Here is a 22,427-nt window from a genome sequence, read left to right on the forward strand (position 1 = left end):
CCAATTTCTGATGCTTGAGGAGACTAAATATTGATCTGACGCTCTTCTTCAATCGCAATTTCCAGCAACCCACCATCGGGTGCTACGGTCACCAAAGCGCGCTTTTTCAAGGATCGCTGCCGCCATTTAGGTTGGTAGTCCAGGTTTTTCAGCTCTTTCACAAAACGATCAACTTGTTCCAGGCTTGTTTCCTCTCCTGGCTTATGAGCAAAGGAGGGCAAAGAGAGATGAACCGCCAAATCATGGAGATATTTATCCCAATCCTGCCCTTCCAGATAATCGGACCGTAGCTCGGAGATGTTGTGAACCAGAACATATTCAGACACCAAGCCCCGTTTGCTCCAGGTACGGTTAAGCAATTGGATACGCCGGGGTGGTACATTGAGCCCACGCATCTGGGAAATTTTTAGATAGAGATGGGACAGGTGGGGCAGATAATCTGGATGGTACAAATTGGCAATATTTCCAAATACAGACCGTAGTGGCTGGATACTCTCCTCAAAATAGCTGAGGTTCTCCCCCATTTTTGTCAGCAGTTCTGCACGCATGAACAGCGGAATCCCTCGATCCAAGATTTGATCATGCTCAAGAGGTCGAAAACGGGAGCGCGGCCACTCTGAGACCACATCTTTAATGGCATTTTTCTCTTTCATCTCCTTACGCCGGTCCAGGCAAACCTGCCGACGTGTCTCTGGTGTCATCTCCTGTGTATCCATAGCGCCATCTACTTGTATATTTGGGCGCTTATCCTCACGAGGATCCAACCCCAACTCCTGCTGAAAGGAGATCCACCGACCCGTAAACGTAATGGAGGAGACCAGCCCCTCCTGGCGCATCAACCGGGAAATGGTGCCGTCAATGCGGAAAAAATCCACAAAATGAAAAATTTGCACGGCGGCAAAAACATAGAAAAATCCAAGGACATGATCATTAAGCTGGGGAATAAAACTGAGTATCTCTCTCAGTGGTGTAATGTTTTCAGAGATTTGAGCCAGCACAATCGCGGCCGTACCAAAAGAGGCGATTAAAAACATGGGGGTTTCCACAAAGGGTACCCCTGCTAATGCATAGAGACGGCGGATCTCGATCAGCTTTTTTCGCATCATCAGGTAGAGCAGTGTGAGCATGCATAAGAAAATAAGGTCCTGCTGAAAAAAGGTCATACTCTGATCCAACCAAGTGCCTGGGGAGACCACCCCTCCCCCATCACTCAACACAGCATCTTGACCTGTATCCACCATTGGGGCCTCAGCTACAGTCCCACTTTTCTCGACCGTTTCAGCTGCTGCCGTACGTTCTTTACCCTCTAAACTCTTTCCGGAAAACAGATGGATCGACCAACGGACTATCTGATGAATAACCCCAATGCCGCCCAAGCACAGGGCATAGTATTTAAAAATTTCAAACCATCGCTGCCTATCTGTCAGCATGGGCTTACCAGATACCTGTCCGCTCCCCCCGACCTGGTCCTCATCTGGGGCTGAGCTTGGTGGTGTTCCACCCTCAACAGGCTGCTCCGGCTGGAAAGTCTCTTCATCCTGATGAGGTTCACCCTGTGGTGAGCTTGGTGGTGTTCCACCCTCAACAGACTGCTGTGATCCTAAATCCGCTTGGGGCACTTCCTCATGACTACCTGCTAAGTGACTAAGCTCCTCACCAACCTCCACATCATGGCTCTCCATCCCTTGCGTTGAGCTCTCGCCATCCCCTACAGCCTGATCTGGGGGCGCACGGTCCAGACCCTCATCATCTTGAAGTTGGTGCTCTGCATCAGGCTGAAGCAACGTTTGATCAGACATTGTTCTCCCCCTCTTTTCTCATATCCAGCCCAGCCTGAAAGGTTGGATAGGCATCCACACCTCCACCAGGCCCTGTGGGTGAAAGTTCAAATGCAGTAAGCAGTTGTTGGATCAAGGTGTTGAGATGGTGGATGATTTCATCGGACTGTTCTGTAAGCTGAGCATAGGCCAGTAATTCGACCTCCCAAATACTCTGGCCATCCTCAGTAAGCACCTGTTTGGAGCGGGTGGAAGGGGCACGTAAAATCTCTAGGTGAAGATGCTCCAAATCAGGGCGAATCGCTGGGTATGAGGCACTGAGTGTGTAAAAGCACATGGCCAGCCGATAAAAATTGTGCCCAGTCTCACGGGCCATATCCGCCTCTTTCAGGATCTCTTCTCGTAACTGCTGGTCCTGTGCAACACGTAGCTTGCCTGCATCCGTTTGGGCGAGCTCTACCCGCTCTTGGGATGACAGAAAGTTCAGCTTGGGCCGGCCGGTATTAGAGTCCCAACGCCGTTCGCGCTTTTTTTTGTTGAGGATCTGTACATTGTTGGAAATGCGATAGCTGGTGGTGGCAACAATTTCATTTACCGAACGCAACTGCCCCTGAAATTTAATGCGGGCATTGGTGATCTCATCAAAACGCGCCTGTAAGGTTTGAAACTCCGGCACAATCCCCTTACGGTTTTTATGGAACTGAGACTTTTCTGTCTCTTGATCAACAATGGTGGGAATATCCACCCCTTCCACCGAAAAAGCCGCCAAAATCATTAGGGACTCTGCCAACAAAAGGGACTCTGGTTTATCATCACGAATGAAATAGCTAATGCTGCGCCGGAACTGTCGATCTGGCCGGGAGAGGTTGGTAACGGTTTGGCGGGAAAGCTCAGTGTTGGGAATAAAGAGATCGGAGTTTTCGGTAATGTTGTAGAAGTGGGTGCTGCGCATACCGACCGTACGCACTTCACACACCTCCCCATTCTCCAAGACAATGCGCTCCCCTTTCTCAAAGGGTTTATCGATCTGTAGAGAGATACCAGCAAAAAAGTTTTCCAACAGATCTTTAGAACCCACCCCCAGGATAGCCCCAGTCACAGCAACCAAAATGGCATAGGGCATCAGGGCGTTAGAACCATCCCCCAATGATATGGCAGTAACCACCTCACCAAACTGGGCGAAAAAGACCAACAACAGCCAACCAAACCCCATGGCCCCCAAAATGAAGGTACCGAAGATACGGATAATCTCCACCGCCATATCATCCTGCTTCTGCTGCGTGCGTGCTGCAATCTGCCGAAAAACCTTTACACAGAAAGAGTGCAACATCTGAATCAGCATGCCAGAGACCCATAGCACCACAAATGCCCGTAGACCAAACAGCTGCATGTTGCTCAGATCGTGGGGTAAAAAAGTCCCCATCAAGGTGTCATCACACAGCTTGGTTGGCGCCACCAACACCACCACAGTATTCCAAAACTCTTGAAAAGGGAGTGGCCATGCCTCCATGGAAAAAGTGAGGGAGACCATCACCAACCCCACCAAACCAGCCACACCCCAGGAGAATAAAATCCATAAGATATCATCCACCTGAGTCTCTGATCGTTTACCCAGGTTCCAAGTCAGGAGATAGAGGACTTTCCCCGTGACATAGATAATGGTTGGCGAGAGCAACAGCAGCAGGGAACTGCGCAAAATCATCTGCGCAGGCTCCAAAGAACCCAGGTTCGGAAAAAGGGTGTGCAAAGGACCCATCATCAAGGGTGGGATAAACCACAAGACCAGAGCCGGTACCCCTAGGGTATAGGTCAGATCCAGTAACTGACGGTAGTTATAAGAGTGTGCAAACCGGTACACCAAAGAACGCATCTCATGCACAATTTGCTGGAGCTCCTTCTCATCCTGCTGCTCCAGTTCATCCTCCAAGGAACCCAAGACAGCCGTAATACGCTCAATGAGATCCACATCTTCAGGTCGGGGTATGGGAACCTGACCATCCAGACCCAGTGTTAAAAACTCACGGCGGATATCAGCCAGCTTGGTGTAGCGAAGACTCTCCAATAAGCGCCGCCCTGGCCATTTTTGCTGACGACGAAAATGCACCAAACGCAGGTTTAAACCAGCTTGGTAGTTATTAAAGGTATGGAAGAAGAGCGGTTTAAATGTTGTCGCCAGTGTATGCCCAACCAACACCCCAAACAGCGTTGTCCCCAACAAAAAAGCGGTGTAGCGACAAAACTCAAATAAGGTTGGGTCTATCTCCCAATACCTAACAAGGAAGGCTTCTGGGGTATATATTTGGTTGGCACCATAGAACAACACCCCACCAATGGCCGCACTCACAAACAGGGAATGAACCAACTTAACGATGGCATAACGGGTAAGAAAACCTTGTTTTTGGTGCATAAGAGATCACTTCCATTGCACAGATTTTCATAGGATCAGGGAACCCATACTTTTTAATCATCCATCAAATACTTTTATTATCATGCTTAACCCAACCTAAAACCTCAAACACTTTATTGGTCTACAGGTTATTTTCATGCACATACTACAGACACATCACAACAACCATGTTCTTAATTCATAATATAATAAACTTATCTTATTATTTCATAACTCAGCGTGCTTTAGAGATGTCGTACTGTTTGGGATGAACCCTGGATGAGCAAAGAACAGAGGGAGATATTGGGGGGTATACCAGTCGCCGACCAAGCGTAGGACCAGCGAGGTTGTGGATCTGAATGCCTTACCCCTGTTAAGGGAGAGCAACCAAGGTTTAATAACCAGACCCATAACAAAAGGCCCCTCCAAAATTGAAGGGGCCTTTCGTGAGATCACACCATAAATAGGTTTGCTATCAGGCTGTTCGGCCAATTACCCTATTATGTACTGCCACATTACTTCGTGATTCATGCATCCGTTGCACACGGCGGTTTTCATTCATCATCTGTTTGGAAATACGGCCACGCTCAACCAGCAAACGGGCTTGTATAGCAGGCATACGCTTAACCTGCTCCTGTAACCGATCCCCCCACTTTTTACGTTGGGCTTCTGGCCAGGGTAGTTTGGCCGCTTCAACAATGGCCGCTTCCACCTGCTTCATCTGTAGCTCCAACGCATGGATCGTCTCAGAATCAATCTCACCGGGAGATTCCAAGGCATCCAGGATACGTTTCAGCTCTTTGATATGGTTTTCCATATCGAACCCCTATCCTATTTAAAAGTCACCACCATACACCTGCGCTGTTACTACAGCACCTGAGGACGGGAGAGACGAGGACGTGGTGCCTTTTGCTGGGGGCGTGGCGCCGCCGGCTTTCTGGCACTAACCGTATCAACCGGGTCGGAGGTTGCCGTACCACCATTGGCCACCAGAGCAGAGATCCCCCCCTGGCGCTTGACCTGATCCACGGCTTGACGCCAACCATCCAGCAGAACATTGAGATGTTCAATAACCTCTGCAATGGCGTCCTTATCCCGATTAATGTTCGCTTTAGTCAGTCGATCCAACATGTAGTTGTACAGATCGAACAACTGCATGGCCAGATCACCACCCTTTTCAAAGTCCAGGGTGTTCTGAAGCTCACTGATGATGGCCATTGCCCGCTGCAACATCATCTTATGCTCGGAGATACTGCTCGCCTGGATTGATTTTTCCAGGAAGCGGATGGCTCCCTCATAGAGCAGGATTAGAAGATCCTCCCGCGATGCGGTGTTGGCTCGGGAACTCTTATAGCTGCGAAGACCGTATGACATAGTGATCTCACTCTACCTAACCGCCCAATGGGGCACAATTATCTCAGCCGACCGCCTGCCAGTACGACCGGTGTAGGGACAAACATTGCCCTTAAGGGACCTTTACAGCATGGGTACCACACCCCGCCAACCATCCAGCAAGGTTGCCAAGTGACCCATTACTTGCTTCACCGGGGCGGTTTCACCGGTGAGGTCCGCCTCATTCAAGGTATCGACCATGAACTGATACAGATCATTAAGCTGATTGGGCACATCCCCTCCATGTTGAGGATTCAATGTGCGCTGGAACTCCTGGATGATCCGGCGAGATTTCGCAACTTTATGCCGAAACTCTTCGGTATCCCCATTCTGGTTAGCCTCAATCGCCTGCTCTAGAAAGCTGATAGCACCCTCATACAGTTCAATGAGAAGACCCAGCTGTTCCTGAGACGGTTGTGCAACCGGCTCCTGCTTAACCTGTATCGCTTCCATGATATATCGAACCTTTCCCTAGTTCGGTTTAATGCTATTTTCAGACTTGCCCTATCTTTTTCACTTAGACCAAGCCCGATACCATCTTATCCTTAGGTGGTATTTATAGCCCAGACAGAGCTGAAGTCAGCGATGACTGGGTTGCCTGCATCTGGGACATCAGCTGTTCCAGACTGGCAAACTGCTTACTTAAACGATCCCGAACCTTCTCTAACCGATACTCCTCCCGCTCAATAGAGTTCGCCATGCTGTCCAAACGGGCTTGCAGGCTGTCACTCTTAGCGTCATAGGGGTTATCGGTATCGGTGGTCAAGGAGTAGACCAGATCTTCAATGCGGTGGGAGAGACCCTCACTCGCACCGGCTGTCTCAAAATCCGACTCATCCGCAGAAGAGGGCTTTGAGGTGAAAATTTCAGCGATCTTGTTATAACCCAGGTCCATTGCATCCGAAAAATCAGAGGAATCAATGGAGAGCAGACCCGTTGATGAGTCCGTCTTAATACCGATAGAAGAGAGTGTCGAATAGGTCGACAACTCATCAAAAGGGCTATCACTATCGTGGGTTGCGGTGTTGATCTCATCCCGCAGCATACCAATGGTGTTTCGCGCCAATGAGTCACCACTAAACTGGGACTTATTATTATTGATAAAGGAGATAACCCCGTTAAAGCTGTCCACAAATGTCTGGACATTGGTTTTTAGGGTCTCTTCATCATTGGCCACGGTCACCGTAAAGGTACCGGTATCTTTTAGCGTGAGCTCAATACCACTCAGTACGTTATCCACCACATTGGAGGTCGACGTCACCGCAATGTTATCAACCGTCAAACTGGCATCCTGAGCCGCGACTGAGTTCCACCATCCGGTGTCATCATCTGCAGCTGTTTCCCCTCCAAGGATGGTATCACCACTGTCAAAAACCATATTGCCCGCAGAGGTCAGGTCAATCCGAGCGGCTCCACTGTTTTGACCACTATCCTTGGCATTGAGCAATAGACGGTAGTTGGTACCATCATAGAGCACACTTGCGGTCACCCCTTCACCATCATCCTCATTGGTATACTCTTCATTGGTAATGGCATCAGCAATATCCGCCAAGGTATCGCCTGAAGAGAGGCTGACGTTGTAGGTGTCCCCATTATAATCAAAGGTGAAGGTGGTATCGGCGGTTAAACCAGCCGATGTATCCGTCACAACACCAGGGGAAACAAATGTGTCATAGGTTGCCAATTGGGTGACCGTAACAGCGTGGTTACCCTCTTGGGCATCACTATCCGCAGTTACGGTCGAGACATCTTCATCACTACTGGTCGCGGTATGCGGGCGGAAAAAGTCCGCATCCTGCATATCCTCAGCTTTGCTCTTCAATGAAAGCAGCTGCGACTCTAATGAGCTATAGGTACTCTTGGAGGAACTAACACTGGAGCGCTCCTGCGTCATTTTTGTCAGGCGCGCATTCTCCGCCTGCATCATCTGATCGACGATGTCGGCAGGCAGGCCACTGGCCAATCCCCCAAATGTAATGCTTCCGGTTGCCATGATTCACTCCCTTATCATTATCTACGCCTGCCAAGAGGCTGCGTAGTGACGGTGCTAAGCATTGGCATCCAACAGAATGCCCTGGGCGCTTTGCAACCGTTTATTCAGCGATACAATCTCTTCACTAGGAATCTGCCTGACCACTTCGTTGGTTTGCCGGTTTACAACGCGGACAACCAGTTCCTCAGTATCCTTATCGACAGAAAACCGCAAAGAGGTAAATGCTGAAAGCACCTTTTCCAGTTTTTTTACATTTTCCTCCCAAAGCGCCTGAGCACTCTCACCGAGGTCGGCAGATTTTGCCACCTCTTGAGACCTTTCCACATCGGCACGACCCGAAGGTATACCAGGATGAGGGGCTGCTTGGGTACCTCGACGCCCAAACTGAGCGGAACCGAGGTAAAGCTGTTGTGAAATGGCTGAAATCTGCATCATGCCACCTCCTTTTCCAGCGTCAATACGCCGTCAGCTTGTCGGTTTGGGTGTGACCCCCAAACCTTAGCCGAGAAGCTGCAAGGCCAACTGGGGCTGCTGATTGGCCTGGGCCAACACGGCGGTACCAGCCTGCTGCAGAATGGCGTTCTTGGTCAAAGTAGCCGTTTCAGCTGCGATATCAGCATCCTGAATACGCGAACGTGAAGCGGACATGTTCTCAACGATGTTAGACAGGTTGGCTGTCACAGCGGAGAAACGGTTCTGGATAGCACCCAGGTCAGCACGGATATCGGCAATACTATCTAGCGCATTATCCACCAGACCCAGAGCAGCGGTTGCACCAGCTGCGGTACTAATGGTCAGGTTGGTAATCCCCAGATGTGACAAGGATGCACCCGCGATACTGATGGTAATGGTCTGACTGGCAAAAGCACCCACCTGAATAGCCTGGCCGGTATAGCTACCATTCAGAACATTCAGCTTGTTGAACTCAGTATCCTGTGAGATTCGCTGAACCTCAGCCAACATCTGGTCAACTTCTTTATCCAGGTTCAGACGGTCACTACCGTTGTAGATTGCGTTGGCGGACTGAACAGCCAGTTCACGAATACGCTGCAGTGCATTGGCGGTTTCATCCAGCGCACCTTCTGCAACCTGTGAAACAGAAATACCGTCATTGGCGTTGCGGATCGCCTGATTCAAACCACGAATCTGTGCGGTCATACGCTGTGTAATGGCCAGACCAGCAGCATCATCCTTAGCGGAGTTGATGCGCAGACCAGATGCCAAGCGCGAGAACGTGGTGCCCAACTTCCCGGTGGAGTTGGACAAGTTACGCTGAGCATTCAGCGAAGCAACGTTGGTATTGATATACAAAGCCATGATTCTACCCTCTCAAAATCCTATTGGGACAAACGTTCCGTCTTGTGCCCTTCCGTGGTTCCCTGGGTTGCTCAATATGCCGGGCCAACCCTACCCCGTGAGAAAAACCTAATGTCTCATGGTTTTCCTCCGAATGCCGCCGAGGGCAACATACGCATCGACGAAAGACATGGCGTAATCAACGTGTTGGCCATGGTTTGTCCCCTCGATCCATCGAAACTTAACGACCGCCTGCGACTTGACCGGCTTTACCTGAACGCGCTTGCTCTTTGAGCTGGGAACGCATTGAGTCAGGAATCAGCGGCTGACGCGGCGAATAGTCTTTACACAGAATCTGCTTACCACGACGGTTTACGACATTCACAACCACCGGGCCAGCCAAGTTGGTGCGCATCTCTTCGGGTCGCCCCTCAGGAATGGTCACCAGGGTGAAAATTTCCACATCCTCACTGCGCGCCAGCGCCAGAGAGGCTGCATCATCATCCTCCACCGCAAACTCCAAGTCGGAGAAGAAGTCGAACGGGTTAATCACGATAAACGCGATCTCCGGTTCGTCGACTGATTGCAGCCAAAAGAAGGAGGAGTCTTCACCATAAGGGAACATCAGGAACTGCTTAGAGAGCGGAAAGCCCAACAGCCCTTCGTTCAGGTAAATGATCTCCTTCTCATCAAACTCCAGCGTACCGAAGCGTGTTCCCTGAATTTCCATCTCGTTTCTCCACCACTTCTTCAAAGGTGCTTAGCGGATAAAGTCAAGCAGCGAGTTATCAAGAATTTGACGCTCACTGGCCGTCATCATCTGCATCGCTTGACTGGTCTGTTGCAACTGGCTGTAGATATCAAACGCATCCACGTCCACATTCACAGCTTTCACCGTCTTTAAGGAGTCAGAATCCAACTCCAGAGAGTCATTAACGGACTCCATCAATACGGTGCGAACGCCGGTGATCGCCTGCAGGTCCTGCACTTGGGCCCTGCCCTCCTGCACCGGCGTCAGCCAAGCATTGATCTCTTCATAGTCATTGCGCAAAAGTGCCCCGCGCAATCCTGCCACAGAGGCAAAAATGTCCGCCCCTCGGCCGTTTCCGGTCCCGCTCATGATCTCTTGACCGGTCACGTTACCATCCAACCGCTGTCCGGTGGCGATACGCACTTCCCGATCGGAGTCCCCGCCCTGATAAGCAGGTACAGCCTCAAAGTAAAGCGCATCCTTATCACCCGGCTCACTGCCTATTTCCAATTGCATACCGTCACCCAGATCTAAGGTCTGGGGAAAACCAGTACTGTCAATGGCCGTACCGTCCACGCCGTTAATATTCACTTGATATTGAGGCGTTGCAAGAGCTGTACCAGCATCATCGGTTGTACGATAAATAATCCGAGCAGAGCTGGGTACATCCGAAGGTGTACCGGTTAGTGATGCCGTATGAGCTGTTGCATCACTGAGCTGCCCCTCATTACCAATACGGGTCTTAACCGTGGTTGCGGTCAATGTCCCCTCATTGTAGGGCACCGTGGTCTTGCCACCACTGAACAGAGGCACCCCATCAAGCTCTGCATTAACACTGGAGAGCAGATCTTCATAGATTGCTTGGGCCTCTCGGGAGGCCGCCTCAAACACCGAAGGCTGACCAGACTGCACCGCTGTACCCAAAGTCAAAACCATCTGCTGGGCATCCAGCATTTTGGATTCCATGATATTCAGGTTGGTCTCAGCCATATCCATGCGCTCAGCAGCCAGATCAGTGGTACGCACCAGCGCCTCCACTTCTGATAACTGGGTACCAAACAACATATCCCGGTACGCTGCGGTCGGATCATCCGAAGGACGGTTAACCTCTTTACCGCTGGTCGATTTTTCCTGTACTTGGCTCAAGGTGCGATACTGATCTTGCAGCTGCGTCACCGTGTTACTGTACAGCGTGGATTGCGTTACTCTAAGCACGACTGCCCCCTATGGATGCTTATCCAACCATGCCAATAACCGACTGCAACAACTCATCAGCGGTCACCACCATTTTACTGGAGGCCTGGAAGGCCCTCTGAAAACGCATCAGGTCGGTCAACTCTTCTTCCAGGGAGACCCCGGAAACAGAGGCTCGTACCTGCTGCATAAAATTATACGTTGCGGTAGTCGCTTCCAACTGCTCCTCATTGCTGGCCTGCTCAGCACCCAAATGGCTGATGGTCGAAGCATAGTGGGCAGAGATGGAGAGCGACTCACCAAACAGAGTCACATCGGTGTTGCGCAGATCACCCAGCGCCAAAACCCCGTCGTTATCTGCATCATCAAACTGTGGATTACCACTGGTGTCGGTACGAATACGTCCCACAGGCACGGTGGTTTGATCCGCCACCATTTCACTGTTAACCGACATATTTTCTGCACCGGTACCACCAAACATGGCACCAATACCCAGTGCAGCCATAATGTTACTGGTGTCTGAAGAGACCGCGTAGTAGGTACTTGCCGCAGAAACAGACAACTGGTTATTGCTGTCCACTGAGGCGCTGATGGCATCTGAACCATCCAACGCAGCCACAACCTCATCCAGCGTCATGGTGGCGGTAATATTGACGGTGGCAAAACTCAGATTGTCTGAATCCGTACCGTAGGCCAAGGTCACCGTACCATCGACCACCCGCGTCATATCTGGGGGAGGAGGGTTAACCGTTGTGTGATCCAACGCATTAAGTGCCGTGGTCATATCTGTACCCAGATCAAACACACCAGTCTGGGCTTTATTCAAATACATACTGGAGGAGTTGCTGGTAATGTTGTTGACCTGATAGCGCAGCTCATCAATGATGGTCTCCAACTTGGTCAGGTAACCGCTGGTTCCACCAACCACCTCATCCCGAATCTCCAACAGCGCCTTCAATGAACCACTGGAGAGCTTATCGGTGTAGTCACCTGTCTTACCGTTAACAGTAATGGCGGTGTAACCGGTGGTTGTATCCAACGCACCACGGCCAAATGTCGCGGTATAACCATGGTCCATTAACAACTCACCACCAGCTGTCATCAAGGTGGTCGAGCCATCATCATTCGGCAGAACCTGAACATCAATCAGCTCAGAGAGCTCTCGGATCAGCTCATCACGCTGATCTTTTAGATCCAAAGCTGGGTTCTGGGTCTTCTCACGCAACTGAATGGACTGATCAATCTCAGAGAGGCTCTGTAGACGGGTATTGATGTTATTGATCATCACATCAATCTCTTCATCAACTGGCAAAGCCAGCCCCGCCAACTCCTCATACATCTTATTGGCAAAGTTCGCCACATTCTGGGCATCTGCCACTAACTCAGCCCGAGAAGCAGGGCTGGTAGGGTTATCTGCCAGCTTGTCTGCACTGGCAAAAAAGCTGTCCATGCGAGAGGCCAGACCATCACCATCCTGATCGTTAAAAACATCCTCGATCATGGTCAGGAACTGGTTACGGGTCTCAAGCCGCCCCTTTTCACCCAATCCCAACTGGATGCGGTTATCGATCAGATCATCGACATTCCGTACCAAACTGGAGACCGCAACGCCACCACCAATACCCTCAGTACCGCCACGTAGCGCACCCTGATTACTAGCCAGAGATGCCGTTTGGCGGGAATACCCTGGGGTATTAACGTTGGCCACGTTCTGCGAGACAGCACTCAGTGCATACTGGTTGCTCAGCAGGCCGGACTTGGAGATGTTAAGCAGCGAATTAAGCGACACAGCCATCTTCCCTTGATTGGCGTTACCCGGAAGTTCCGGTTTCACACCTATTTGTGCAGCAGCTGTGCCAACTCACCCTTTTTTCACTGAAAAACCATTGATGAAACGCCCTGTTTTTCACATAAACCCATGTATATTTTGGGGATATAATAATTCACAGCCCACGCTTAATGATTGGTGCCCTACACAGATTTCCCACTTTTTTACCCATACCAACCCCTTTGCAGAAAATACCGCAGGCACTTTTTCACGGTTCGGTAAATGTTGCCTGCTCAAAACCATACCTATGAATTCGCACCCAACAAACGCAGATCGGGTCACCTTAGTAGACCTTCTTGATGATCCATGCTACTTTCTGGGGCCTTTTCCACAGTAAGGGTGCCGTGTCAGGCCCGCTTGATGGTATCCTGTGGACGTTACCACCCCCGCTAACCTGCCGATTGAGTCATCAAACCATGAATTCCGCACCCGCTCTCCATGTTGCCGTCCGTGCCGCACGCCGTGCTGGGCAAATTGCCCTGCAGCAGTTCGACCGTCCAGAAAAGTTGGAAATTCACGAGAAAGCCCCCCACGATCTGGTCACCTCAGCCGATTTGGCTGTCGAGAATGAACTGATCAGCCAACTTAGCCGTGGCTACCCCCAATATGGCTTTTTGGCCGAAGAGAGTGGCAGCCAACGGGGGCAAGCTGAATACCAGTGGATTATCGATCCCATTGATGGCACCACCAACTTTGTGCGGGGTATCCCACACTTTGCCATCTCCATTGCCCTTGCCCGCCGGGGTGAAGTGGTCGCAGGTCTGGTGCATGACCCATTTAAGGATGAAACATTTACTGCAGAACGTGGCGGTGGTGCTTTTCTGAATGAACGGCGTATTCGGGTTTCAGGCCAGGAACGTCTCAGCCACTCGCTACTGGGCACCGGTTTTCCGTTCCGACATCCGTCGGTGAAAAAACCCTATTTAAAAGCGTTTGCAGAGGTCATGGAGAATGTCAGTGAAGTGCGCCGTGCAGGCAGTGCTGCGCTGGATTTAGCCTATGTGGCCGCAGGTCGCTTTGATGGGTTTTGGGAACTACGCCTCTCCCAATGGGATATCGCAGCAGGTCAACTGCTGGTCAGTGAAGCAGGGGGTTATGTGTGTGGCGTGAGTGGTGAAAAAGACCACATGAAATATGGTGATATTGTGGCAGCCACACCGGGCATTCATGCCAAGCTGCTGGCTCTACTGCAAGCATCTGATCTACACAAAGCACCAAAAAGCGGTAAATAGTCTCTACATACCGCCTATATATAAAGAAGCAAGGTCCCTTCTCAGACCCCCTCCATAAAGAAACCCCACGCCAAAGGCGTGGGGTTTCAACCGAGTCACTCTTTTTACGCAAAGCGCCAGATGTGTCTTATCCCAGCAACGACAGCACCAATTGGGGCTGTTGATTGGCCTGTGCCAGAATGGCTACACCGGCCTGCTGGATAATTGCCGCCCGAGTCAGGTTGGCAGTTTCTTTAGCCACGTCAGCATCCATGATGCGCGAACGTGCCTCTGTGGTGTTCTCCACAATACCTTGCAGGTTGGAGATCACCGATTCCAGTCGTGTCTGCGTTGAACCCAACGAAGCACGCATGGAAGATACACTGGTCAGTGCGTTATCAATCCCGTACAGAGCCGAAGCTGCATTATCTGCCGAGTTGAAACTCATGGTCGTGTAAATGCCCAAAGCTGAGCCATGACCCGAGTTAATCGCAACCGCCACACCGGTGGTGGTTGAGGTAGCATTGGTTTTAATGTAAGCAGAAAAACCGCCTGCACTAAACAGATTATTACCATTAAACTCAGTATCTGCCGCGATACGGTTGATCTCAGCAGCCAGAGTCTGTACTTCGTTGGTAATATCACTACGGTCTGTACTACTCATCGTACCGTTAGAGGCCTGAACGGCCAGTTCACGAATACGCTGTAAAGCTGATTCTGTCTCTTCCAGGGCTGATTCAGCAACTTGAACCAGGGAAACACCGTCATTAGAGTTTCGAATAGATTGGTTCAAACCACGGATCTGGCTGGTCATCCGACTAGAGATGGACAGACCCGTTGCATCATCGGCTGCGCTGTTGATACGCAAACCAGAAGAGAGACGTTGAAAGCTCTGATTCAGGGATCCTTGAACATTATTAAGGTTCCGAGAAGCGATTTGAGCTGCGACGTTGGTATTGATTGTCAGTGCCATGAGAGATTCCTCCGAAAGCAAATTCCTTGAAGTCTTGCATTAGGTCCCTTCCCTGGCGGAGGTGGGTTGTTCATTTATGCGGACCAACCCTAGCCCGCTTGTACTTTTTTATTTTTTTTCCCGTTGCTGCTGTTACTTTTTTCTTATCTACACTCTCCCTGGAAGCTAGTCGTCCTTAACCTGGCAGTGCTGTTTTCGTGATGCGCACAAAAAACAGACTACGTACACTCCATCCATGATTTTGTTCAAACGGTTTTCCATTGGGGGAAGCCCGTTTACACTTCCCACTCAGCTCGTTGTTTTAAGCTTCAAAAAGCTTAGTTCAACAGTAAGCTGACCAACATCGCATGCTGGTTGGCCTGCACAGCAATGGCCTCTTCTGCTTGTTGCGAAATCGAACTTTGAACAGCAGATGCTGCTTTTTCTGCCTCTTCAGAGCTCTGAATTCCCTGGCTCTGTGCCAGTGCTTTTTCAGAGACATCTGAAAGCCGCTCAACCACCGCATTAAAACGGCTCTGCACCTGATCCAGCTCTTGCCGTATCTGCGCTACCCGGTCCATAGCCCGGTGAATATTCGCCAATGCATCCATTGCCAACTGTGGATCATCCCACGCCACCTCGGACTCTAGTCCCATGGTATGCGCTGTAGTTTGACCCAGTGAAAAACGGATCTCCTCAGACCGACCAACCCCCACCGCAAAGGTGTGGATAGAAAGCCCGCCACGTAACAGTTGCATGCTGTGGCGCCGGGGATCTTCCGACAAGCGGTCGATATCCCGAACCAGTTGAGCCACTTCTTGGTCATACATGGCCCGTTCTGGACCATCCACCATCACCCCATCAATGGGACGTGAAGTGATCTCCTGCATGCGTTGCAACGCATTTTCCGTCTCTTGCAGAGCCTGCTCTGCCACCTGAATGGTAGAGATCCCTGCATTGGCATTCTGCCTGGCCTGATTCACCGAACGTAAACGGTTGGTAGGAGGGTGATCCAGCAGTGTATCCAACACCACAGGTTCACCTGCATCCGACTCAACACCAGAAATCAGACGGTTAAACGTACCTCGAGCCGGTTTCTTGGCCCGACGTAAAGAAGCGCGTTTCGCTTCAAGGGAGGAGACATTACCGTAGATCGTCAACGACATTGTCGACCTCCATCCTGCTGAGGGCAGTCATAATGATCATGAGAAACTCACCCATCGATCTTATGACCTGTATTAACACCTCCTTTGCTTTGCTTCTTCATGAATGACTCGGTACACCTATGCCTTTTAGGGCCAACTGTGCAAAGCACAACTGTTTCAGCCGGTGTCCAGCTGGAAACCTATTAAACCGCCACAAAAAGTGTGTTGGTTTTATCTTTTATATTCTCTTTAGTTACCCAAGCCAGCCAACAGAGCCAACCATAAGAAAAACCCAAGAGAAAAAACATGCTCACTTAAAAAACAAGGCTTTATACAAACACCAAACGTTAGACAAACCACTTTCTACTCTTATCGTCCTTCCGGTTGCTTGACATAAAGCCTTTATCACAACTGCGTTGGTTTTTTCTGCTCCCAGCCTTCCTGCCACCGGGAAAAAAGCGCGCCCCCACCCTCGGGAGAGGGCACGCTAAGCAAGGGAAGAGGGCATGATGTGAAGTGACATACCCACTGAGGTCAAACGGAACGCCCGTTCTTCCACATCAATGGGGTAGAACCTCATCATCCCCATATGCCGGAACCATGGATGAAGCAGGAGGGGCCATATGGACCAACCGAGCTTCAAAAGCCGTAGTTTCCGCCATGAGTCGGCGCATAAAATGCACCGCGTGCTTTGCCTCTTGCTCTACTGGTGTATCTTGAGGCGCCCCAAGATCACCCAAGAGGTGTTGAAGATCATCCATCTCGCGTGCAGCCCTTCCCACAGCGGCACACATAGATCTCCAGGCACGATTCGAACGAGCGGTGATTGAGCCATCATGTAATGAGGCCGGTACCGCCGCCCAATAGAGCTGGCGAAACGGTTTATCATCTGTTGCTGCTGTCTTATCCCGTTCCATGCTCGTTTCCTTCCTACTTCTTTTGATGGCACCGTGTGCCGATCACACTGAGATCCACCACCAGGGGGGATCCCCGAGCGTAATCACAAAGCGGCTGTTTAGCTCATTAAACTCAGCAACAACTGAGGCTGCTGGTTGGCCTGAGCCAAGATCGCTGTACCAGCCTGCTGCAGAATGGCCTGCTTGGTCAGGTTGGCTGTTTCAGAAGCGATATCCGCATCCAGAATGCGCGCACGAGCTGCTTCTGTACGCTCTGCCACATTGGCCAAGTTCGTAATGGCGGCTTCCAGACGGTTCTGCTGCGCACCCATGGTGGAACGCATGTCTGAAACACTGGCCAGAGCGGTATCAATCAGCGCTAAAGCCGCACTGGCCCCAGCCACAGTGGAAACCGTTGTATCTGCACTAACACCAATCTGCACAGCATTGGCATCAGACGTGGTTACACTGATGGTCTGGTCCTGATCCATACCCACCTGGATCTCGAATGTCTGCCCTGTTTTGATGACCGCTGTACTATTGAACTCTGTATCATCAGCAATACGGTCAATCTCAGACATCAACTGAGCGACTTCATCATGTATGTTTGAACGGTCCGTACTGTTGTAAGTACCGTTGGCTGCCTGAACCGCCAGTTCACGCATACGCTGTAGAGCAGACTCGGTCTCCGTCAAAGCACCCTCGGCAACCTGCACCAGAGAGATACCGTCGTTGGCATTACGCATGGCTTGTCTTAAACCATTCACCTGAGAAGTCATGCGTGTGGTTACCGACAGACCGGCGGCATCATCCGCAGCACGATTAATGCGTAGACCGGACGAAAGACGCTCATAAGTCTTATTCAAAGCATTGGAGCTCAACTGCAACTTACGCTGAGCATTTAATGCTGCCGTATTTGTATTGATGTACATGGACATGGCTACTTCTCCTTGTCTTGTGACACCGACTTCATGTCAGCATCATCCCATAACCTCTTCCTCCTTGAAGTGGTGAGTCGATCGTTCTATATGGGCCGACTCGGCCCCATTACAGATGGCAATCCCTGCCATCCTGATGGTCTTCCCCTCCTGGGTTTAACCATCACTTGGACACGCGGATCCAACACACCCGATCCCTGGGTATATCCAACGCACCCCAAACATCCATACATAACCGACGAGGTTTTAAAGGCCTGCTTGGTGGGTACCACAACCGAACCCGGTACCAACCGCGCACACATCGACCCAGTGAGGGGGATAGAGGGCATATCCATCGCCCAATCCAACCTACTTGGGGGTTGCACCAACCACTCGGGTTAACCGCAACACGTACACACCTTCACTGGTGCGCCCTTTAAAACCGATTACCTCCTTGTGCAAACGTCGGTTTAGGTGTGGGTGGTTACCGCGATAAAACGGTAACCACCTATCCCTTGTCGTCACATGACTCCCCTAAAATTTAAGGGGGGAGTCGGGGGGATCCTTCCCCCCGACCGACGTGCGCCATGCCACGATCGCACTTCTTCTATTAGCGCAGCAGACTCAACATCATCTGGGGCTGCTGGTTGGCCTGGGCCAAGATCGCGGTTCCAGCCTGTTGCAGAATGGACTGCTTGGTCAGGTTGGCGGTCTCGGAAGCGATGTCCGCATCCATGATCCGGGAGCGAGCAGCTTCAGTACGCTCAGATACATTGGCCAGGTTGGTAATGGCTGCTTCCAAACGGTTCTGTTGAGCACCCAGTGTGGAGCGCATGTCAGAAACCGAAGCAATGGCGTTGTCAATCAACGCAATGGCACCACTGGCACCGGCCATGGTCGAAACCGTAAAGGCCGCACTTAAACCAATGTTGGTTGTATTGGCATCGGTGGTGGTTACACTGATGGTCTGGTCTTGATCCATACCCACATGGATCTCAAACGTCTTACCGGTATCCATCACCGTAGTGCTGTTAAACTCGGTGGTGTTGGCAATACGGTCTACCTCAGAAACCAGCTGTGCAACCTCTTGATGCAGGTCAGCACGGTCGGTACTGGTGTAGGTTCCGTTGACGGCCTGAACAGCAAGCTCACGCATACGTTGCAGGGCAGACTCGGTCTCAGCCAAAGCACCCTCGGTGACCTGCACCAGAGAGATACCGTCGTTGGCGTTACGCATGGCCTGACCCAGGCCACGAATTTGGGAGGTCATCCGGGTAGAAACGGACAAACCAGCCGCATCATCCGCAGCACTGTTAATGCGCAAGCCAGATGAGAGACGCTCATAGGTCTTGCTTAACGAGTTGGTACTATCCTGCAACTTGCGCTGAGCATTGATCGATGCAGTATTGGTGTTGATGTACATGGACATGGCATTTCTCCTTGTGTCGTGACACCGACCTCATGTCAGTGTCATCCCCTTTACCTCTTCCTCCTTGAAGTGGTGAGTCGTTCATTTTCTATGGGCCGACTCGGCCCCATTAATAGATGGCAATCCCTACCATCTGTGGTGGTTTATCTCTTCCTGAGACGCACCACCCTGATGTGTCTTCCAAACGCAACAGACTGTTAGGAAGCCAGAAACCATCCTTGGGATCTGTATACGCCGCACATCACCAGCGCATTTTCATAAGGTCACCGACGAGGCTTTAAAGGCCTGCTTGGTGGGTACCACAACCTAACCTCGGTACCAACCGCGCACACATCGACCCAGTGAGGGGGATAGAGGGCATATCCATCGCCCAATCCAACCTACTTGGGGGTTGCACCAACCACTCGGGTTAACCACAACACGTACACACCTTCACTGGTGCGCCCTTTAAAACCGGTTACCTCCTTGTGTAAACGTCGGTTTAGGTGTGGGTGGTTACCGCGATAAAGCGGTAACCACCTATCCCTTCTCGTCACATGACTCCCCTAAAATTTAAGGGGGGAGTCGGGGGGATCCTTCCCCCCGACCGACGTGCGCCATGCCACGATCGCACTTCTTCTATTAGCGCAGCAGACTCAACATCATCTGGGGCTGCTGGTTGGCCTGGGCCAAGATCGCGGTTCCAGCCTGTTGCAGAATGGACTGCTTGGTCAGGTTGGCGGTCTCAGAAGCGATATCCGCATCCATAATCCGGGAGCGAGCTGCTTCGGTACGCTCAGATACATTGGCCAGGTTGGTAATGGCTGCTTCCAAACGGTTCTGCTGAGCACCCAATGTGGAGCGCATGTCAGAAACTGAAGCGATAGCCGCATCAATCTCTGCAATCGCTGCACTGGCCTGGGCCATGGTGGACACTGTGGTTGCATTCACACCCAACAAGGCTGCGTTGGCATCCGTAGTGGTCACACTGATGGTCTGGTCCTGATCCATACCCACATGGATCTCAAACGTCTTGTTTGAATCCATTACTGTGGTGCTGTTGAACTCGGTGGTATCTGCAATACGGTCGATCTCAGAAACCAGCTGAGCAACCTCATCATGCAGATCAGCACGGTCAGTACTGGTGTAGGTTCCGTTGACGGCCTGAACAGCTAGTTCACGCATACGCTGCAAGGCAGACTCGGTCTCAGCCAAAGCACCCTCGGTGACCTGCACCAGAGAGATACCATCGTTGGCGTTACGCATGGCCTGACCCAAGCCACGAATCTGCGAGGTCATACGGGTGGAAACAGACAAACCAGCCGCATCATCCGCAGCGCTGTTAATGCGCAAGCCAGATGAGAGACGTTCATAGGTCTTACCTAAAGCATTGGTGCTATCCTGCAACTTGCGTTGAGCATTGATTGATGCAGTATTGGTATTGATATACATGGACATGGCATTTCTCCTTGTGTCGTGACACCAACCTCATGTCAGTGTCATCCCCTTAAACCTCTTCTTCCCTGAAATGGTGAGCCGTTCATTTATTACCGGGCCGGCCCCGCCCTCATAAAGATGGCAATCCTTGCCACCTGTGGTGGTCTTAACCCTTCCTGGGTTTAACCACCAAGATGATGCAACTTCTAAAACACAACCCATCCATAGGCTTATACATACATCATCAACGCATCTTTTTAAGGTTCCCGACGTGATCTTAAAGGTCTTGCTTGGGACAACCTTTTACACCTGTCACCCCGCACACATCGACCCAGTGAAAGACAGTTGCGTATCCATACGCTTGTCCTACCCACTTGGGTGGTGGAATCGATATTAAAAATAGATTCCACCCCTTAGAACACCTTCACTGGTGCACCCTTTAAAATCGGTTACCTCCTTGTGCAAACGTCGGTTTGGGTGTGGATGGCTACCGCCCAAAAAGCGGTAACCACCTATCCCTACTCGTCACATAGCCCCTCTGTTTTTTAGAGGGAGCCGGGGGGATTCCTTCCCCCCGACCGACGCGCGCCATGTCACGAACGCACTTCTTCTATTAGCGCAGCAGACTCAACATCATCTGGGGCTGCTGGTTGGCCTGAGCCAAGATCGCGGTACCAGCCTGTTGCAGAATGGACTGCTTGGTCAGGTTGGCGGTCTCAGAAGCGATATCCGCATCCATGATCCGGGAGCGAGCAGCTTCGGTACGCTCAGATACATTGGCCAGGTTGGTAATGGCTGCTTCCAAACGGTTCTGCTGAGAACCCAGTGTGGAACGCATGTCAGAAACTGAACCAATGGCGTTGTCAATCAACGCAATGGCACCACTGGCACCGGCCATGGTCGAAACCGTAAAGGCCGCACTTAAACCAATGTTGGTTGTATTGGCATCGGTGGTGGTTACACTGATGGTCTGGTCTTGATCCATACCCACATGAATCTCAAACGTCTTGTCTGCATCCATCACCGTAGTGCTGTTAAACTCGGTGGTATTGGCAATACGGTCGATCTCAGAAACCAGCTGTGCAACCTCTTCATGAATGTCTGCACGGTCGGTACTGGTATAGGTTCCGTTGACGGCCTGAACAGCCAGCTCACGCATACGCTGCAAAGCAGACTCGGTCTCAGCCAAAGCACCCTCGGTCACCTGCACCAGAGAGATACCGTCGTTGGCGTTACGCATGGCCTGTCCCAGGCCACGAATTTGGGAGGTCATCCGGGTGGAGACGGACAAACCAGCTGCATCATCTGAAGCGCTGTTAATACGCAGACCCGATGAGAGACGTTCATAGGTCTTACTTAAAGCATTGGTACTATCCTGCAACTTGCGCTGAGCATTGATCGATGCAGTATTGGTATTGATGTACATGGACATGGCACTTCTCCTTATATCGTGATACGACATGCTTGACGTATCATCCCCTTACAACCTCTCCTTCCCTGGAGTGGTGGGCTCTCTTTTTAGGCGGATCAGCCCAACCCGCTGGGGTTTTCACCCCTACAAGGCAAACTTCCTGTTCACCTTGGAAAAACAGAACGACGGTTTAACCTCCTTTTACCTTAACTTTTCATAGCCTTGGATAAAAAGGGTGGATAACATCTCCCATGCACCACCGTTCCCATCTAACGCTTCTTTAATGTCTTAATAATCCATTCAAAATCAGAGCAAACAAACGCCTACTTCTTTGTACAAATACAGCTTTCCCGTTGCTGCTGGCACATGCTTCTCGTCTCTTGTATCCAATCAGACCCGTGACATCTCTTTGTGTACGTCTACCGATCCTGT

Annotated in this window: 19 protein-coding genes; 1 reads left to right on the top strand and 18 read right to left on the bottom strand. The window is 51.0% G+C overall.

The features are described from left to right. Window positions 1-23: 23 nt before the first annotated feature. The 11 genes from V5T57_RS03900 to flgK all read right to left on the bottom strand — a co-directional run bounded on the left by V5T57_RS03900 (window position 24) and on the right by flgK (window position 12,579). Window positions 24-1,799, bottom strand: a complete 1,776-nt coding sequence (locus V5T57_RS03900; RefSeq protein ID WP_332889852.1) for a hypothetical protein — start codon at window positions 1,797-1,799, stop codon at window positions 24-26. After that, a complete protein-coding gene (locus V5T57_RS03905) occupies window positions 1,792-4,185 on the bottom strand; it encodes a mechanosensitive ion channel domain-containing protein (protein ID WP_332889853.1) in 2,394 nt (797 codons plus the stop codon). Before V5T57_RS03905 ends, V5T57_RS03900 begins: the two co-directional genes overlap by 8 nt. A gap of 454 nt (window positions 4,186-4,639) precedes the next feature. Continuing rightward, on the bottom strand, window positions 4,640-4,981 hold the full coding sequence (locus tag V5T57_RS03910; protein WP_332889854.1) for a hypothetical protein: 342 nt from the start codon (window positions 4,979-4,981) through the stop codon (window positions 4,640-4,642). 50 nt (window positions 4,982-5,031) lie between these two features. Beyond that, a complete protein-coding gene (fliS, locus tag V5T57_RS03915) occupies window positions 5,032-5,538 on the bottom strand; it encodes a flagellar export chaperone FliS (protein ID WP_332889855.1) in 507 nt (168 codons plus the stop codon). A gap of 102 nt (window positions 5,539-5,640) precedes the next feature. Further along, entirely contained in the window at window positions 5,641-6,009 is a 369-nt protein-coding gene (fliS, locus tag V5T57_RS03920; RefSeq protein ID WP_332889856.1) for a flagellar export chaperone FliS, read from the bottom strand. A 103-nt stretch (window positions 6,010-6,112) separates the two neighbouring features. After that, window positions 6,113-7,549, bottom strand: coding sequence for a flagellar filament capping protein FliD (gene fliD, locus V5T57_RS03925; protein WP_332889857.1), 1,437 nt, complete (start codon window positions 7,547-7,549; stop codon window positions 6,113-6,115). A gap of 54 nt (window positions 7,550-7,603) precedes the next feature. Next, a complete protein-coding gene (locus tag V5T57_RS03930; RefSeq protein ID WP_332889858.1) occupies window positions 7,604-7,984 on the bottom strand; it encodes a flagellar protein FlaG in 381 nt (126 codons plus the stop codon). Between the two features lie 63 nt (window positions 7,985-8,047). Further along, window positions 8,048-8,866 (bottom strand): flagellin N-terminal helical domain-containing protein, encoded by an 819-nt coding sequence (locus V5T57_RS03935; protein ID WP_332889859.1) that lies wholly within the window; start codon window positions 8,864-8,866, stop codon window positions 8,048-8,050. A 220-nt stretch (window positions 8,867-9,086) separates the two neighbouring features. Beyond that, the gene (gene fliW / locus V5T57_RS03940) at window positions 9,087-9,575 is read right to left on the bottom strand and encodes a flagellar assembly protein FliW (protein ID WP_332889860.1); all 489 of its coding nucleotides are present in this window, start codon (window positions 9,573-9,575) and stop codon (window positions 9,087-9,089) included. A 30-nt stretch (window positions 9,576-9,605) separates the two neighbouring features. Continuing rightward, window positions 9,606-10,811, bottom strand: coding sequence for a flagellin N-terminal helical domain-containing protein (locus V5T57_RS03945; RefSeq protein ID WP_332889861.1), 1,206 nt, complete (start codon window positions 10,809-10,811; stop codon window positions 9,606-9,608). Between the two features lie 19 nt (window positions 10,812-10,830). Beyond that, complete coding sequence (gene flgK, locus V5T57_RS03950; RefSeq protein ID WP_332889862.1) at window positions 10,831-12,579, bottom strand: flagellar hook-associated protein FlgK; 1,749 nt, start codon at window positions 12,577-12,579, stop codon at window positions 10,831-10,833. A gap of 455 nt (window positions 12,580-13,034) precedes the next feature. Here flgK and V5T57_RS03955 point away from each other — a divergent pair, with 455 nt between their 5' ends. Further along, complete coding sequence (locus tag V5T57_RS03955) at window positions 13,035-13,850, top strand: inositol monophosphatase family protein (RefSeq protein ID WP_332889863.1); 816 nt, start codon at window positions 13,035-13,037, stop codon at window positions 13,848-13,850. Between the two features lie 127 nt (window positions 13,851-13,977). Here the strand turns inward: V5T57_RS03955 and V5T57_RS03960 are convergent, their stop codons facing one another. The 7 genes from V5T57_RS03960 to V5T57_RS03990 form a co-directional block, all read right to left on the bottom strand. Further along, the gene (locus V5T57_RS03960) at window positions 13,978-14,802 is read right to left on the bottom strand and encodes a flagellin N-terminal helical domain-containing protein (RefSeq protein ID WP_332889864.1); all 825 of its coding nucleotides are present in this window, start codon (window positions 14,800-14,802) and stop codon (window positions 13,978-13,980) included. 317 nt (window positions 14,803-15,119) lie between these two features. After that, the gene (locus V5T57_RS03965; protein ID WP_332889865.1) at window positions 15,120-15,947 is read right to left on the bottom strand and encodes a flagellin N-terminal helical domain-containing protein; all 828 of its coding nucleotides are present in this window, start codon (window positions 15,945-15,947) and stop codon (window positions 15,120-15,122) included. Between the two features lie 539 nt (window positions 15,948-16,486). After that, window positions 16,487-16,843 carry a hypothetical protein gene (locus V5T57_RS03970; protein ID WP_332889866.1) on the bottom strand — a complete coding sequence of 119 codons (357 nt, stop codon included), beginning with the start codon at window positions 16,841-16,843 and terminating at the stop codon, window positions 16,487-16,489. Between the two features lie 98 nt (window positions 16,844-16,941). Further along, window positions 16,942-17,760 carry a flagellin N-terminal helical domain-containing protein gene (locus V5T57_RS03975; protein ID WP_332889867.1) on the bottom strand — a complete coding sequence of 273 codons (819 nt, stop codon included), beginning with the start codon at window positions 17,758-17,760 and terminating at the stop codon, window positions 16,942-16,944. Window positions 17,761-18,349: 589 nt separating this feature from the next. After that, entirely contained in the window at window positions 18,350-19,168 is an 819-nt protein-coding gene (locus tag V5T57_RS03980) for a flagellin N-terminal helical domain-containing protein (RefSeq protein ID WP_332889868.1), read from the bottom strand. A gap of 621 nt (window positions 19,169-19,789) precedes the next feature. Continuing rightward, a complete protein-coding gene (locus V5T57_RS03985) occupies window positions 19,790-20,605 on the bottom strand; it encodes a flagellin N-terminal helical domain-containing protein (RefSeq protein ID WP_332889869.1) in 816 nt (271 codons plus the stop codon). Between the two features lie 592 nt (window positions 20,606-21,197). Continuing rightward, a complete protein-coding gene (locus V5T57_RS03990; protein ID WP_332889870.1) occupies window positions 21,198-22,016 on the bottom strand; it encodes a flagellin N-terminal helical domain-containing protein in 819 nt (272 codons plus the stop codon). Window positions 22,017-22,427: the final 411 nt, after the last annotated feature.

The organism is Magnetococcus sp. PR-3 (assembly GCF_036689865.1).
In the GTDB taxonomy this organism is placed as follows: domain Bacteria; phylum Pseudomonadota; class Magnetococcia; order Magnetococcales; family Magnetococcaceae; genus Magnetococcus.